Source organism: Acidovorax sp. NPDC077693 (assembly GCF_044542805.1).
Taxonomy (GTDB): domain Bacteria; phylum Pseudomonadota; class Gammaproteobacteria; order Burkholderiales; family Burkholderiaceae_C; genus Acidovorax.
Map to the genome: position 1 here is coordinate 97,283 of NZ_JBITVD010000010.1, position 15,195 is coordinate 112,477.

Here is a 15,195-nt window from a genome sequence, read left to right on the forward strand (position 1 = left end):
AATGCTCTGGATCAGGATAAAAAAACGTCAGCCGGCGCAGCCCCGCGGGAGCCGCCCGGCCTGGCAGGCGATGACGTGGGGGCACACGGCCCCATTTCAAGAGGACTCCGGGAACGGCCCGGACGCGGGTGTGGCAGCCAGCGATTGTTGGCGCCGCCGGGCACCACGGTGCGCGCTCCGGGCGGACACCCCGGGCGCGGCGTCGGCCTCAGCCTTCCAGCGTGATGCGCTGCACCAGCGACTGCAGGATCTTGTCGGCCCGGTCGTTGGCCACCTGGCAGGTGCCGGCCGCTGCATGGCCGCCGCCGCCGAACTCCAGCATCAGGTTGCCCACATGCACCTGGCTGCTGCGGTCCAGGATGGACTTGCCGGTGGCGAACACGGTGTTCTGCTTTTGCAGGCCCCACATCACGTGGATGGAGATGTTGGAGCCGGGGAACAGCGCATAGATCATGAAGCGGTTGGTGGCCCAGATGGTGTCCTCCTCGCGCAAATCCAGCACCACCAGCTTGCCGATGTCGATGCCGCAGCGCAGCAGCTGCTCCTTGGCCTTGGGGGCGTGTTCGCGGTACAGCTGCACGCGCTCCTGCACGTCGGGCAGGGCCAGGATCTCTTCGATGGTGTGGTCGCGGCAGTACTGGATCAGGTCCATCATCAGCGCGTAGTTGCTGATGCGGAAGTCGCGGAAACGCCCCAGGCCCGTGCGCGAATCCATCATGTAGTTCAGCAGCACCCAGCCCTGCGGGTCCAGGATGTCCTCGCGCGAGTACTGGGCCGAGTCGGCCTGGTCCACGGCGGCCATCATCTCTTCGGTGATGCGCGGAAACGCGGCCTTGCCGCCGTAGTAGTTGTAGACCACGCGCGCCGCGGACGGGGCGTGGGCCTCGATGATGTGGTTCTCGTCGCGGCGGCCCGAGTTGCGCACGGTTTCGGACTCGTGGTGGTCGAACACCAGATGGGCGCCCGGCACGTAGGGCAGGTTGGTGGTGATGTCGCGGCTGGTGACGGCGATCTTGCCGTCCTGCATGTCCTTGGGGTGGACGAAGGTGATCTCGTCGATGAGGTTGAGCTCATTGAGCAGCACGGCGCACACCAGGCCGTCAAAGTCGCTGCGGGTTACCAGGCGGTATTTCACGTCGCTCACTAGCTTCTCCTTGTTTCGGTTCTCACAGCCGCATGGTAGCGGCGTCTCCACGTCCGTCCGCACCGTTGGCATCAAAAAGGCACCCTCCGGTCGTTTTCACGCGGTCTCCAGCCATTGTTCGACCTGGCGGGCCACGCGCACGTCGTCCAACATCGCCAGATGCCCCATGTTGTGGAACACCGCCTGCCGCTCCTGCGCGAAGTGCAGGCAACGCCGCGCATCATCGTGGATCCCCAGGGCGCTGCGCAATGGCACCAGGCCGTCGCCCAGCAGGCGCTCGGCCACCGGGCTGCGCCGCGGCGCCAGCGTGGCCGCCACGGTGCAGCATGCCACCCCGGGGGGCAGCGGCACGGGGGTGCGCTGGTCGGGGCTTTGGCGAAAGCGGTCGCGCCCGGCCCAGTCGGCATCGCACACGTGGCCGTAGCGCAGGTCGGTGATGCCGGCACTGCGCAGTTGCGCCAGCCGCGCAAAGGGGCGCGAATAGGCAGAACTGCCCAGCAGCACGTCCACCCAGCTGCCGGCCCGCTCCAGCGGCGCGCCGTGGTGCGGCGTGCCCAGGCACACCAGGTGGCGCAGCAGGCCCCGCCAGCGCGTGGCCGGCGCCTGGTCGCCGGCCGCCGCGTGCTCGCAGGCGCTGCGGGCCACCAGACCGCCCATGCTGTGGGCGAGGATCGCCAGGTCCGTGACCGGCACGGGCCAGGCCGCCACCAGTGCGTCGAGCATCCGGGACAGTTCGGCACCGTTGGTGGAGGTGTGCAGGCCCGTGTTGTAGCGCAGGTAGACCGGCGTGTAGCCCAGCGCCTCTCCCAGGTAGGCGCCGTGGTCGTGGCCGCCGCGCTGCCACTGCAGGTCGTTCATGCACAGGCCGTGCACCAGCACCAGCAGCTTGCCGCTGGCGCACCCCGCAGCGCCCAGCGCGGCCGGGTCCAGCGGCAGGCCGTGCTGGTAAAAGCCCATGGGCGTGCACAGCGGGTTGTGGTCGGCCTGCAGCCGGTCGCCCATCACGCCGTTCAGCGCTGCCAGCACGGCCTGGCGCTCCCACTGCACGCCGGCCTCCGCCTGGCCCTGCACCAGGGGCACCAGGGGTTCGAGCCGCTGCAGTCCCGCCTGCAGGCCGGCATCCACCAGACGGGTCACGCCGCGGATGCTCTGGTAGACCAGCCCGGTGAACCCGCGCGCCTGGCCCGGCTGCGCGCCGCCCGGCAGGCCCAGCGTGCCCAGCACCGACTGGTGCACGCCCTCGACCACGCGGGTGATGCCCGTGGTGGCCTGGGTGGCCAGCCGGGCCACGCCGCGCAGGTCCGACGCCCGCAGTTGCCGCAAGGGGCGCGCCGCCGCCGGTGGGACCACCGGCGGGCGTGAGCGGGGGCGTGGCGTGGAGGGCATGGCGGTGTGTCCAATCCTGATCAAACGGGCTCCATGGCGGGCCCTGCGGCCCGCACCCGGCCAGCCGAATCCCCACCCGGCAGGCGGGCCTGTGCGCTCATGCGGCGTCAGAACTGTTCATGGGGCGAGAGGTAGCGCCACTGGCCCACGGGCAGGTTGCCCAGCGTCACCCGGCCGATGCGGATGCGCTTGAGCCCCACCACCTTCAGGCCCACCTGCTCGCACATGCGGCGGATCTGGCGCTTCTTGCCTTCGTTGAGCACGAAGCGCAACTGCTCGGGGTTCTGCCACTCGACCTTCGCGGGCTTCAATGCTTGGCCGTCCAGCGACAGCCCGTGGCACAGCAGCGCCAGCTGTTCGCGCGGAAACGCCGACTGCACATCGGTGGTGATGTCGCCGTACTGCACGCGCACCAGGTATTCCTTGTCGACCGTGGAGTCCTCGCCGATGAGGTGGCGCGCCACGCGGCCGTCCTGGGTCAGCACCAGCAGGCCCACCGAGTCGATATCGAGCCGCCCGCAGGGCGCCAGGCCGCGCAGCTGCGGCGGCGAGAAGCGGTTGCGGCTCGGGTCATCGCGCCAGTGGGTGCGGGGGTTGATCAGCGCCACGGCGGGCGTGTGGCCGTCTTCGGCCTGGCCGCTCACGTAGCCCATGGGCTTGTGCAGCAAGATGGTGACGCGCTGCTCCTGAAAGCTCTGCGCGACCTTGTCGACCTCGATGCGGTCGGTGGGCAGCACCTGCTGGCCCATCTCCGCCACCTGGCCATTGACCTTGACCCAGCCCAGCGCCACCCATTCGTCGGCCTCGCGGCGCGAGCACATGCCCAGCTCTGCCATGCGCTTGTTCAGGCGCGAGCTGACCAGGCCGTTGGGTGCCACGGTGCGTGCGGCGGGCGCGGGGGCCTGGCGCACCGGGGCGACAAACCCGGTGCCCGACGCGGTGCGGTAGCCCGACGGTGCAGGCGCGCGGGACGGCCGGGGCGGCGGCGCGGGCCGTGCAGGGGCGGCCTTGGCGGCCTTGCCCGCGATGACGGGACGGCGAAGCACGGGCCGCGGTGCGGACGGGCCACCGGCATCCGGGGCGGGGGCCGCGGCGGGGCCGGCGGGCGGGCGGGAGCTGGAAGAGGACATTGCGCGTATTTTCGCCTGTGGGCCGGTCGGGCCTTGCGGGCCCGGCGCCAAAAGACCGGAAACGGTGCCGCTGCGGCACCCGCCCCCGGTGAAAAACGGAAAGCTTACCCCTGGCGCGCCTGCCAGGCCAGGAAATCCTCCACCGGCAGCGGGCGGGTGATGTGGTAGCCCTGCGCCTCGTCGCAGTCGAGCACGCGCAGCCGCTCCAGGATGCCGGCCGTCTCCACCCCTTCGGCCACCACCGTGAGGCCCAGGTTGTGGGCCAGGTCGATGGTGGAGCGCACGATGGTGGCGTCGTCCTCGCCCACCTCCATGCCCATCACGAAGGACTTGTCGATCTTGAGCTCGTCCACCGGCAGGCGCTTCAGGTACGCCAGCGACGAGTAGCCCGTGCCGAAGTCGTCAATGGACAGCTTGAAGCCCTGCTCCGACAGCTTGTTGAGCATGGCCTCGGCGCGCAGCGGGTCGTCCATGATCGCGCTCTCGGTGATCTCCAGGCAAAACGACGCGGCCTGCACGTTGTGGCGCACCAGGATGGCGCCCAGGCGCTGGCTCAGCTCCGGGTCCAGCAGGTCGCGCGTGGACAGGTTCACCGACACCCGCAGGGGCAGGCCCTGCGTGCGCGGGTCGGCCAGCAGCCGGGCCACGGCCTCGAACATCCACAGCGTGAGCTGCCGCACGAAGCCCGTCTGCTCGGCAAACGGGATGAACTCCATCGGCGGCACCAGGCCCCGCTGGGGGTGCGCCCAGCGCACCAGCGCCTCGGCCGCCAGGCCGCCCTGCCCGTGCAGCGCCACCTTGGGCTGCAGGTACAGGCGCAGCTCGTTGTGCTCGACCGCGCGGCGCAACTCGCTCAGCAGCGACAGGGTGAGCGAGCTGGCCGAGTCGAACGAGGCGTCGTACTGCAGCGCGCCGCTGAGCTTGCGCTTGGCCGCGTACATCGCGATCTCGGACCGGCTGAGCAGCGTGTCGGCATCGTCCGCATCGCCCGGCCAGCACGCGATGCCGATGCCCGCGCTCAGGTCCACCGTCTGGTCCGCAAACGCCAGCGGCTCCTCGAACGACCGCGTGATGCGCTGCGCCATCTCGTGCGCCGCTGCGGCATCCGCGTCGGGCAGCAGCACCCCGAACCCGTTGCCCCCCAGCCGCGCCACCATGTCGTCGCCGGAGCGCACCTGCTGGCGCAGCCGCTCGGCCACGGCCTGCAGCAGGCGGTCGCCGAACGCGTAGCCCAGCACGTCGTTCACGTGCTTGAAGCGGTCCAGGTCGAGCGTGAGCACGGCCAGCGGCTGCGCGGGCGCGCCCTGGCGGGTGCTTTGCGTGATGGCCTGCACCACGGCTTCGCGAAAGCGCTCGCGGTTGGGCAGGCCGGTCAGGCGGTCCCAGTAGGCCAGGCGGCGGATCTCGGTTTGCTGCGTGCCGATGTCCACGCGCATGCGGTCGAACGAGCGCGCCAGGTTGCCGATCTCGTCGGTGCGCTGGGTGTGCGCCAGCGGCACGTCGTACTCGCCGCGCGACAGCCGCTGCGTGGCCCCGAGCAGCGAGCGCAGCGGCGTCGCCAGGCGCTGGGCCATCAGGCCCGTGCCCACCGCGAACAGCAGCACGCCCGCCACGGTGATGATGGCCAGCAGCACCTGCAGCTGGCGGTACGGCGCCAGCACATCGTCCACGGAGCGCAGCAGCAGCGCCTGCACCTCGCCGCCCACGCTGTCCATGCGGATGGCGCGCGCCAGCAGCGTGCCGTCCGCGGTGGTCAGCTCGCCGGCCCCGGCGCCCTGGCGCTTGAGCTGGGCCAGCGGCTCGGGCGGCAGGGTGGAGACCGGCATGGTCACCACACCGTTCTTGTCCTGGAGCGCCAGCACCACGTGCACCGACAGCAGGCGGCGCATTTCATCGGCCAGCGGCTGGTCGATGGGAAAGCCCATCAGCACCCAGCCGATGACCACGGGCGCGCGCAGCGGCACCATCACGAACTGGTAGGGAACGCCGCCCATCACTGCGATCTGGCTGCCCTGCGGCTTGGCGGCCAGCGGCGGCACGATCTGGCGCAGCGTGGCCGGAAACTCCTCCATGCTGTCCGACAGACTGGCCGCGCGCAGTTCCAGGTCGGTGCCCAGCAGCGCCGTCACGGCCGCGCCGATGCGGCTGCCGTGGTTCTCCAGCACCGACTGGATGGTCTGCGCGTCGCCCGAATTGACCGCCGACCGAAAGCCGTAGTCGGCCGCGAGCAGGGCCGAGCCCTGGCGCAGCTTGTCGGCGTTCTGGTCGAGCAGGCGCAGCCAGACGTTCTCGTCCAGGTCCAGAGCCTGCGCGATCTGGGTGCGGGCATTGCGCTCGATGCTGGCGCGCACCACCGCGAAGCCCGCCGCCTGCACGATGAGCAGCAGCAGGAGCGACAGCCCCACCAGCCGCACGATGAGGCTGCGCCGGGGCCAGCGCAGCGTCAAGGCAACAACCCCGTCATGCGCACCGATGCGGTGCCGGTGCCCGTGGCGGGCACGGTGATCGCCTGCTCCAGCGCGGGCGCGCCCACGGGCAGGCGGCTGTGCCAGGTGCGCAGCGTGTAGCTGCCGGGCGGCACGTTGTCGATCTGCGCCCGGCCGGTGGCCGCCTGGCTGCGGGTGTAGAACGGCGTCTCCACCACCAGGATCCAGCCCACCATCTGGTCATGGATGTTGCAGCCGAGCACCGCCACGCCCGGGCGGTCGAACAGCACGGGGTTGGCAGGCGTGCCGGCATAAAGCTTGAGCTCGAACTTCTTGGTTTGCGAGAACGAATACACGTGGTGCCGCACCGAGTCGTTGTTCGGAAAGCGCACCTCCGAGCCCACCGGCACCACCAGCACCCCGGGCACGAACTGGCGCTTTTCCTGCGCCATCTCGGCGTTGGCCAGGGGCTTGGCCAGCTTCTTCGCATCGGCCGAATCCAGAAGCACCACGGCATCGGCCACGGGCTTGCCCGCGGCGTCCAGCACATCGACCTGCACGGTGGCGGCGTGGGCGCCGGCCACCGCACCGGCCAGGCCCAGGCAGGCCAGCGCCGCGCGCACCGCGTGGCCGGTGCGGCCGCGGGCCTGGGTGGCAATGGAAGGCGCGCGCATGGGCGGCCTCAGGGCTCGATGGCCATGCCGACCAGCGGCGCGCCGTCGCCCACCTGGCCCAGGGGCTGGGCTGCGCCGGTCTGAAGGTTCACCAGCACCAGGCGCGTCGGGTTGTCGGCCGCGGTGCGCACCACCGCCAGCGCCGCGTTGCCCACGTCGGCAATGTCGAAGGACACGTCGGTCAGCCGCCCCAGGCCCAGCGGCCCCACGGTGCGCAACTGGCCGGAGTTGGGTGAGACCACGGGCGTGGTGCCTTCGAGCGAGCCCTGCATCACCAGCACGCCCAGCGCGCGGTCGATGGCGTAGTTGGTGGTGAGCTTGCTGTCCTGGGTGTTGTAGGTGTAGGCGGCGCCCGCGATGCTTGGCGTGCGGCCGGCGTTCACGTCGCTGGCGGCGTAGCGCAGCCAGGGGTCGGCCTGCACGCCGTCCACCGCCGGATCGCCGTCCACCACGGCGCCGGTGTCGGGGTGCAGCCGCAGGTTGAGGCCCGCGTCGGAGACCACGCGGATGCGGTCGGCCGCGGGGTTGAAGTCGAAGCCGAACACCTGGCCCCTGAGCGGCACCACCGCGGGCGCGGCGCCCACGGGCCGCAGCGCGCCGGAGGGAATGTCGAGCGTGTACAGGCGGCCCGACTGCGCCAGCGCATACAGCACGCCGCGCGCCACGCGAAAGTCGATGCCCACGAGCCGGTCGCCCGCGGCCAGGCCCGTGACGGGGCGGCGCTCGAGGATGCGACCGGGTTCGCCGGCACTGAAGGTGATGAGTTCGTGCGAAGCCGTGACGGCCACGACGAGCTCGCGCCGGGCCGGGTCTGCAGCGGGCGGCGCGGCACAGCCGGCGATGAACGCAGCCACCGCCAGCAGCACACCCGCGGCCGGACGGCGCGCGAAAGAGAGGGATTTCAGTGACATCGACGGCCTCGAATCTGTAACATGGTTATAACCCAACGGCCCTGCCGAAATGCGGCACAGGGTATTGCAGGCCACCGGAGTTGCTATTATTTTAATAGCTACAAACGATTTAAAAACAAGCGTGAAAGCCTATTTTGAATCATAATTTCAGACTTGCACAGGTCCATCTATCGTCGCACCATCCGGCCTTGCGTGGCGCGGCCATTTGTAACAGACAGGCTATGCGCTTTGGGCATGCCGCTATCCGCAAGCGTCATGCCGCAAACAGCACTTTCTGCCTACACTGCCCGGCGGGTATGGGCATCGATATTGCTTCCGCCGTTGTTACCGCGCGGTAGCACCGCCCGCCTTGCACCCTGACCGACCGATGGACCTTGGTGGGTTCGCCCGTTGTTTGTTCGTTTGCTTGTTTGTTGTTCGCTTCTTTACCGAGACCCAAGGAAAAAAACCATGCCGGCCGCCTCCTCCTTCAAATCCTTGTCGATCTCCACCCGCCTGGCCCTGGGCTTTGGCTGCCTGCTGGTGCTGCTGCTGGCCGTGGCCGCGGTGGGCCAGTGGTCCATCGGCAAGGTGCACGACCAGATGCTCCAGATCACCGGTGCGGGCGCGAGCAAGGCCAAGCTGGTCAACGGCATGCTCGAGAGCGTGAGCGCCATCGGCATCCAGGGCCGCTCGGCCGCGATGCTCAACGACATCGACCCCAAGCAGGCGCGCGAGCAGATCGTGAGCGTGGGCAAGACGCTGACCGAATACGCACGCCAGGAGGCCGCCCTGGCCGATCTGCTCAAGCCCGACAGCGCCACGCCCGCCGAGGTCAAGCTGCTGGGTGAAGTGCAGGAGCTCGGCCGCAAGGCGCGCCCCGAACTGGACACGGCGATCAAGGCCGCCGACGACGGCGACACCGTGAGCGCATCGCTCGCGCTGATGACCCGCGTGGCCCCGGCAGAAACCGCCTGGCGCGCCAAGCTGCGCGAGCTCATCGACCTGCAGAACACGCTCAATGCCGAGGCCACCGCGTCGGCTGAAACCACGCAGAGCCGCTCGCGCGCCGTGGGCGGCCTGCTGGTGCTGCTGGCCATCGGCCTGGGGGCGCTGATCGCCTGGCGCATCACCTCCAGCATCACCGCGCCCATCGGGCGTGCGGTGGTGCTGGCCGAGCGCATCGCGCGCGGTGACCTCACCTCGACGGTGGAAGTGCGCATCCACGACGAAACCGGCCGCCTGCTGGAAGCCATCGCCGCCATGCAGGAGCGCCTGCGCACGCTGGTGGGCGAGATCGGCCAGACAGCGGACTCCATCCTCGTGGCCAGCTCCGAAGTCGCCTCGGGCAACCTCGATCTGAGCCAGCGCACCGAGCAGACGTCGCACAACCTGCAAAGCGCCGCCACGTCGCTCGTCGACCTGACCGGCACCGTGGCCCAAAGTGCCGACTCTGCCCGCCAGGCCAACCAGCTCGCCTCCACCGCATCGGACGCCGCCACGCGCGGCGGTGAGGTGGTGTCGCAGGTGGTGCGCACCATGGACACCATCAGCGCCAGCTCGCGCAAGATCGCCGACATCATCAGCGTGATCGACGGCATCGCGTTCCAGACCAACATCCTGGCGCTGAACGCCGCGGTGGAAGCCGCCCGCGCCGGCGAGCAGGGCCGCGGCTTTGCGGTGGTGGCGGGCGAGGTGCGCAACCTGGCCGGCCGCTCGGCCAACGCCGCGCGCGAGATCAAGGCGCTGATCGGCGCCAGCGTCGACCAGGTGCAGGAGGGCAGCACGCTGGTGAACCATGCGGGCAAGACCATCGAGGAGCTGGTGCTGTCGGTGCGCCGCGTGTCCGACATCATGGGCGAGATCACCGCCGCCACGCAGGAGCAAAGCCAGCGCATCGGCCACGTGAGCCAGTCGGTGGGCGAGCTCGAAGAGATGACGCAGCAGAACGCCGCCTTGGTCGAAGAAGGCGCGGCCGCAGCCGACAGCCTCAAGGACCAGGCCGGGCGGCTCACGCAGATGGTGGGCGCGTTCCGCCTCTCGCGCAACGGCGGCGACGCCGACAGCTGGGAACCCCCGGCCATCGGCGCCCTGCCAGCATCCGCGCCCGTGCCGGCACCGGCTGCGCGCAGGCCCGGCACGGCCGCCCATCCGCTGCAGGCACCGCGCCGCAACCTGCCGTCGCTGCCGCGCCACTGACGGCCCCCGGCGGGCTGGCGGGGCGCGCGGCGGCCTGTCTGCCAGCCCGTCCTCCTACCGGCCTACGGCCCCGGCCTGCGACCGCGCAACGTCATCTCGCGGTGCGCCGGGTCACTCCGCGCCCTGCTGCGCCTGCAGCTGGAAAATGCTGGATCGCAACGCCGCCAGCTCCAGCACGCGCAGCCCGCCGTACTCCACGCGGATCGCGCCCTGCGCCTCCAGCGCCTTGAGCGCCTCGTTCACCCGCTGGCGCGACAGCCCCACCAGGTAGGCCAGCTCCTGCTGCGTGATGCGCAGCACCTCGCCCACCCCCGGGTACAGCACCGGATTGAACAGTGACGCCAGGCTGCGCGCCACGCGCACGTCGGGGTTGCCGAAGCGGTCGATCTCGCGCGCGGCGATGAACTGCCCCAGCCGCTCGTTGAGCTGGTTCATCACGAAACGGTTGAAGCCGATGGAGTGGTCCAGCAGCCAGTGGAAGGTGTCGATCGGCAGGCCCGCCACCACGCTCCTCCTCAGCGCCTGGATGTTGTAGCGGTAGGGCTCGCGCTTGAGCGCCGTGCCCTCGCCGAACCAGCCGCCCGGCGGCACGCCGGTGAAGGTCATCGTCTGGCCTTGCGCGTTGTCGCTGCTCATCTTGAGCAGGCCCTCCACCACGCCGAACCAGTACGTCACCGGCCGGCCCACGCGGCACACATAGTCGCCCGCCTTGGCATCGCCCACCAGCAGCGCCGCCACGGCGCGCTCGCGCTCGGGCGGCTGCAGCTGGTCCAGCCACGGGATGCCGTCGAGCTCGTCGGCCGTGGGCGGCCTGCGCCGCTGGTGCAGCGACAGGTCCTGGTGCGTGCGGGGGTCCATGGGGGGATGGGGTCGGTTCGGTGGGTACGGGAAATCCTGAGACCAATTGTCGTCAGAAAGACAAAAAAATGCCAATCTCCGCCGGATGATGGCGCCTCCCCGGGCCGCAGGCCCGGGTCCACCGAGGAGACAACAACATGAAAAACCAACGATCTACCGGGTGCGGCACAGCCACGGGCACCGGGCCCGGCCCCGCCGCGCCCGCCCACCGCAGCGGCCTGGGCCGGCGGCAGCTGGTGGCGGGCGCCGCCGCACTGCCGGTGCTGGGGCTGGCGGCTTGGACCGGCCGGGCCCGCGCGCAGGACGGCGCCACGGTCCGCATCGCCCAGTCCACCGCGCTCACCGGCCCGCTGGGCGATCTGGGCTCGGCCATGCACCAGGGCGCGAAGGCGGCGTTCGCCGGCATCAACGCGCGCGGCGGCGTGAACGGCCGCACCATCGACCTCGTGACCCAAGACGACGCCTACGAGGTGCCCAAGGCGCTGGCCAACGTGGAGCAGTTCCTGGCCGACCGCGACGTCTTTGCGCTGTTCAACTGCATGGGCACGCCGATGATCGATGCCATGCTGCCCAAGGTGGTGGACAGCGGGATTCCGTTCTTTGCACCGTTCACGGGCGCGCAACTCAGCCGCACCAAGAGCGCGCGCAATGTGTTCAACATCCGCGCCAGCTACGCCGACGAGGCCGAGAAACTGGTGCAGCACCTGTCCACCATCGGCATCCAGCGCATCGGCATCGTCTACCAGAACAACTCGTTCGGCAAAGAGGTGTTCAGCGCTGCCAAGCAGTCGATGGACCGGCTCAAGCTGCCCGAGGCCGTGGCGGTGACCGTGGAGAACAACGCCTCCGACGCGGGCAGCGCCGCCGCCAAGCTGGCCGCAGGCAACCTGGAGGCCATCGTGATCGGCCTGGCCGGCAAGCCCACGCTGGAGTTCGTCAAGTCCTTCCGTGCCCTGAAGCGCGGGGTGACGCTGTACGCGCTGTCGGTCATGGGCACGCCCGCCACCGTCAAGGCCCTGGGCGCCGATGCCACCGGCATGGCGATCTCGCAGGTCGTGCCCCTGCCGTCCAACGTGGTGATGCCGGTGGTGCGCGATTTTCAGGCCGCGTGGAAGGCCTCGGGCGCCACGGCCGAGCCGTCGCACCTGGCGCTGGAGGGCTACATCAACGCCCGCGTGTTCGCCGAGGCCCTGCAGCGCGCCGGCCGCAACCCCACGCGCGCGGCGTTCATCGACGCGAGCTGGAACCTGAAGAAGTGGGACCTGGGCGGCTTCGAGGTCAGCGCCAGCACGCCGGACCGCAATGCCTCGCGGTTTGTGGAGCTGACGCTGGTGGGGCGGGATGGCAGATTCATTAAATGACCCCCTGAGCCGCTGCGCGTCTTCCCCCAAGGGGGACGCACCCCCTGGCCCGGAGAAGCCGGTTCCACGGGTGCGCTCGCGGTGGCGGCGTGGGGGTTTGGAGGGTGGTGGGCTGTAGTGGGCGTTTTTTACGGCGCTATTTATTTGATAGCTGCTGGCGCTTTCTGGATGGGCGGTAGCAGCCGGTTTTTATCTTGCAGCTGCTGCTCTGGGGACCGGGCCTCACTCACCACGCCTCGGCGGTGGCACTACGGTGGCGGTGTGCGCGGTGGTGGGGCTGGGGCGCCGCGGCAGGGCGGAGAGGGGGCCGCATGGCGGGCTACTTTGCCACCCACTATATTTTTGATAGCTGCTAGCGCTTGCCAGACAAGCGGTAGTGGCCTTTTTTAATCAAAACCCTATTGCGACGCGACCCCGTAGCGGTAGCCGCGGAAGGTCCAGACGGTGCGGCCGGGCTCGACGCGTTCGAGCACCAGGCCGGGGGCGGCCAGGTCGCCTTCGTGCAGGACCTGGCCGTTGACGATGGCCATGCGGTAGGCCGGGTTGTTCGAGTGCGTGGCGCCGCTGATCTTGAGCGTGGGCAGCTGTGTGCGCACCGACTCGGGCAGGTCGGCCTGTGCGAACACGGGGCCGCCGGAGGGGGCGGCGACGGGCTGGTCGGCCGCGGGGCGCTGTGCGGCGGCGGGCTCGCGCGGGGCGGGTTCGGCGCGCGCGCGGGTGGGCTCCGGCAGGGGTGCGGGCAGGCGGGCGGCGGGCGGCTGCGATGGCGGCGCTGCGGCCACGGGCCGCTCGCGCGGGGGCGCTGCGGGGCGCTTGTCCACGGCACGCGGCCCGGGCGATGCAGGTGCGGCCGCCACCACGGGCGGTGGCGCGGGGGCCGCTGCGGGGGGAGCGATGGGCGCTGGCGCTGCGGCCACCATGGGTGCCTGTGCAGCAGGCGCGGTGGTGGACGTGGCCGCGGGCACGGGCGGCGTGGTGGCGACCGCCACGGCGGCTGCGGCCGGCGCCGATGGCCGCGGCTGCATCACCCACCAGGTTCCGGCCACGGCCAGCACCGCCACGGCGGCGACACAGGCCACGCCGATCCACAGGCCGGAGGCGCCGCTGCGCCCTGCCGAGGGCGACAGTCCGGCCGTGGGCGCTGCATGCGTGTGCAGGCCGGGCACAGCGCCCCGGCCCCGTTCGGCGTCCGCGCGCCGCAGCGCATCAAGGATGTACGACATATCAGTTTCCGTTGCGCAGGCGCGGTTCGTTCACGCCGGTGGCGCGGTTGAGCAGCATGAGGGTCAGGGGGCCAGCGCGTCCATCGGGCGTCACGCCCTGGGCCAGCTGGAAGCGGTGGATGCGCGACTGGCGCAGCGCGGGCGTCATGGCCTTGGCGGGCGCGGCACCCGTGCCGCCCGCGGCCTTGCTGGCCAGCCGCTGGTCGAGCCAGGCGGCGCCCGCCGGCGACTCCGCGATGTCGCCCCGCTCGGGCATGCCCTCGGGGGTGCGCCACAGCGTGGCGATGTCGCCGCGCCAGGCCTGGGCGAGTTCGGCCACCGGCACCCGCAGGGTGCGGCCCGCGCCCTCCAGCGTGGCGGTGTCGTTGTCGAGGCCGCGCAGCACCACCGAGACCGGCGCCTCCGCGTCTTCGGACGCATACAGCGCCAGCAGCACGGGCCGGTCGATCTGGCGCACCAGGTTCAGGCCCGCGCGGCGGTTGCGGTAGCAGCGCAGGCCGTCGCGCGGCAGGGTGGCGCAGGCGTCTGCGCCAGCGGGCAGGGTCACGCCCCACGCCGACGCCAGCGCCTGCCAGGCACCCGCATCGCTGGCGGGCTGGGCCTGCACGAACTGCTCCAGGGCCGACGCAGGCACGGCCGCCGCGCCGGCGCCGGATGCTGAACGTGCAGGCGATGCTGCCGCTGTGTTGGTGGCCGTGGTGGCTGCCGATGCAGACACTGCTGCAGGCCGCGTGGTGGGCGATGCCGATGCGGCCGATGCCGCGCCGCGCGCCGTGGGTGCGGCGGCGGCCCCGGCCCCCGCCGTGCCCGCAGGCGGCACCGGCCACACGCCCAGCGCCCAGCCCGCGGCCGCCACGGCCGCCGCACCGGCCACGGCGCCGATGCCAGCGGACGCCCAGAGCGGCAGGGCGCGCGCTCCTTGCCAGGCCCGGCCCGATGCGGGCGCATCGAACACCTCGCGCGCGGCGCGGTTCACGATGGTTTTGGTGACCTGGCGCGCGCCCACGGCGTAGGCGCCCAGCAGCGCACGGTCGCACAGCAGGTTGATGCGCCGCGGAATGCCGTGCGAGAGCGTGTGCACGCGCTGGATGGCGCGCCGGTCGAACGGCAGCGGCCCGTTGAGCCCCGCCACCGCCAGGCGGTGGGCGATGTACTGGTGCGTCTCCTGCGGCGTGAGCGCCCCCAGGTGAAAGCGCGCAATCACGCGCTGCGCGAGCTGCTCCATCGCCGGTTGCGCCACCATGGCGCGCAGCTCGGGCTGGCCGATCAGGATGATCTGCAGCAGCTTGCGCTCGCTGGTCTCGAGGTTGGTGAGCAGGCGCAGCTGCTCCAGCACATCGGCCGACAGGTTCTGCGCCTCGTCGATGATGAGCACCGTGTTGCGCCCGGCGCCGTGGGCGGCCAGCAGCGATGCGTTCAGTGGGTCGATGTAGTCCTTGACCGTCTCCACGCCGCCCGGCACGGTGGGCTTGTGCGGCACGCCGAACTCGTCGCAGATGGAGTGCAGCAGTTCCTGCACCGTGAGCTTGGGGTTGAAGATGTAGGCCACGTTGCAGTGCTGCGGGATCTGCTCCAGAAAGCAGCGGCACACGGTGGTCTTGCCCGCACCGACCTCGCCCGTCAACAGCACGAAGCCCCCGCCCGCATCGAGCCCATACAACAGGTGGGCCAGGGCCTCGCGGTGGCGCTCGCTCATGAACAAATAGCGCGGGTCGGGGGCGATGGAAAACGGCGGATGCTGAAGACCGAAAAACGGGGCGTACATACCCCTGAGGATACCCCTGGCCCGTGACGCGCCCTCTGGCGGCCCGGGTGGTGACCCTTCGGCCCGCAGCGGAACGCGGCGGCCCGCACCCGGGGCGCGCCTCGTCCGTGGGGAGGGTTTCACCCACCGAGGAGTTTCC

Annotated in this window: 11 protein-coding genes; 2 read left to right on the forward strand and 9 right to left on the reverse strand. The window is 70.9% G+C overall.

The annotated features are described in order from the left end of the window. Positions 1 to 208 precede the first annotated feature (208 nt). The 6 genes from ACIGHN_RS15545 to ACIGHN_RS15570 form a co-directional block, all read right to left on the reverse strand. Positions 209 to 1,144, reverse strand: coding sequence for a hypothetical protein (locus tag ACIGHN_RS15545; RefSeq protein WP_056409791.1), 936 nt, complete (start codon positions 1,142 to 1,144; stop codon positions 209 to 211). A 96-nt stretch (positions 1,145 to 1,240) separates the two neighbouring features. Next, on the reverse strand, positions 1,241 to 2,530 hold the full coding sequence (locus tag ACIGHN_RS15550) for an esterase/lipase family protein (RefSeq protein ID WP_396505077.1): 1,290 nt from the start codon (positions 2,528 to 2,530) through the stop codon (positions 1,241 to 1,243). A 107-nt stretch (positions 2,531 to 2,637) separates the two neighbouring features. Further along, on the reverse strand, positions 2,638 to 3,660 hold the full coding sequence (locus ACIGHN_RS15555; RefSeq protein WP_396505078.1) for a pseudouridine synthase: 1,023 nt from the start codon (positions 3,658 to 3,660) through the stop codon (positions 2,638 to 2,640). 104 nt (positions 3,661 to 3,764) lie between these two features. Continuing rightward, entirely contained in the window at positions 3,765 to 6,107 is a 2,343-nt protein-coding gene (locus ACIGHN_RS15560) for a putative bifunctional diguanylate cyclase/phosphodiesterase (protein ID WP_396505079.1), read from the reverse strand. Continuing rightward, positions 6,104 to 6,760 carry a methylamine utilization protein gene (locus ACIGHN_RS15565; protein ID WP_396505080.1) on the reverse strand — a complete coding sequence of 219 codons (657 nt, stop codon included), beginning with the start codon at positions 6,758 to 6,760 and terminating at the stop codon, positions 6,104 to 6,106. The genes ACIGHN_RS15560 and ACIGHN_RS15565 overlap by 4 nt, the downstream gene beginning before the upstream one ends. A gap of 8 nt (positions 6,761 to 6,768) precedes the next feature. Continuing rightward, on the reverse strand, positions 6,769 to 7,671 hold the full coding sequence (locus ACIGHN_RS15570; RefSeq protein WP_396505081.1) for a DUF4394 domain-containing protein: 903 nt from the start codon (positions 7,669 to 7,671) through the stop codon (positions 6,769 to 6,771). 450 nt (positions 7,672 to 8,121) lie between these two features. Between ACIGHN_RS15570 and ACIGHN_RS15575 the strand changes: the two genes are divergently transcribed. Then, positions 8,122 to 9,849, forward strand: a complete 1,728-nt coding sequence (locus ACIGHN_RS15575; RefSeq protein WP_396505082.1) for a methyl-accepting chemotaxis protein — start codon at positions 8,122 to 8,124, stop codon at positions 9,847 to 9,849. Between the two features lie 111 nt (positions 9,850 to 9,960). Here ACIGHN_RS15575 and ACIGHN_RS15580 read toward each other — a convergent pair whose 3' ends face one another. Then, positions 9,961 to 10,707 carry a Crp/Fnr family transcriptional regulator gene (locus tag ACIGHN_RS15580; protein WP_396505083.1) on the reverse strand — a complete coding sequence of 249 codons (747 nt, stop codon included), beginning with the start codon at positions 10,705 to 10,707 and terminating at the stop codon, positions 9,961 to 9,963. Between the two features lie 137 nt (positions 10,708 to 10,844). Between ACIGHN_RS15580 and ACIGHN_RS15585 the strand changes: the two genes are divergently transcribed. Then, positions 10,845 to 12,068 carry an ABC transporter substrate-binding protein gene (locus ACIGHN_RS15585; RefSeq protein WP_396505084.1) on the forward strand — a complete coding sequence of 408 codons (1,224 nt, stop codon included), beginning with the start codon at positions 10,845 to 10,847 and terminating at the stop codon, positions 12,066 to 12,068. A 398-nt stretch (positions 12,069 to 12,466) separates the two neighbouring features. On the opposite strand, the gene ACIGHN_RS15590 is transcribed toward ACIGHN_RS15585, so the two are convergent. Further along, positions 12,467 to 13,291: a general secretion pathway protein GspB gene (locus ACIGHN_RS15590; protein ID WP_396505085.1), complete on the reverse strand. Its 825-nt coding sequence runs from the start codon at positions 13,289 to 13,291 to the stop codon at positions 12,467 to 12,469. 1 nt (position 13,292) lies between these two features. Continuing rightward, positions 13,293 to 15,056 (reverse strand): ExeA family protein, encoded by a 1,764-nt coding sequence (locus tag ACIGHN_RS15595; protein WP_396505086.1) that lies wholly within the window; start codon positions 15,054 to 15,056, stop codon positions 13,293 to 13,295. Between the last annotated feature and the right edge of the window lie 139 nt (positions 15,057 to 15,195).

What these genes read in the sequence shown, in the direction of transcription:
- ACIGHN_RS15550 (WP_396505077.1), bottom strand. Translation starts at nt 2,530, where the DNA reads ATGCCCTCCACGCCACGCCCCCGCTCACGCCCGCCGGTGGTCCCACCG.
- ACIGHN_RS15555 (WP_396505078.1), bottom strand. Translation starts at nt 3,660, where the DNA reads ATGTCCTCTTCCAGCTCCCGCCCGCCCGCCGGCCCCGCCGCGGCCCCC.
- ACIGHN_RS15565 (WP_396505080.1), bottom strand. Translation starts at nt 6,760, where the DNA reads ATGCGCGCGCCTTCCATTGCCACCCAGGCCCGCGGCCGCACCGGCCAC.
- ACIGHN_RS15570 (WP_396505081.1), bottom strand. Translation starts at nt 7,671, where the DNA reads ATGTCACTGAAATCCCTCTCTTTCGCGCGCCGTCCGGCCGCGGGTGTG.
- ACIGHN_RS15575 (WP_396505082.1), top strand. Translation starts at nt 8,122, where the DNA reads ATGCCGGCCGCCTCCTCCTTCAAATCCTTGTCGATCTCCACCCGCCTG.
- ACIGHN_RS15580 (WP_396505083.1), bottom strand. Translation starts at nt 10,707, where the DNA reads ATGGACCCCCGCACGCACCAGGACCTGTCGCTGCACCAGCGGCGCAGG.
- ACIGHN_RS15585 (WP_396505084.1), top strand. Translation starts at nt 10,845, where the DNA reads ATGAAAAACCAACGATCTACCGGGTGCGGCACAGCCACGGGCACCGGG.
- ACIGHN_RS15590 (WP_396505085.1), bottom strand. Translation starts at nt 13,291, where the DNA reads ATGTCGTACATCCTTGATGCGCTGCGGCGCGCGGACGCCGAACGGGGC.
- ACIGHN_RS15595 (WP_396505086.1), bottom strand. Translation starts at nt 15,056, where the DNA reads ATGTACGCCCCGTTTTTCGGTCTTCAGCATCCGCCGTTTTCCATCGCC.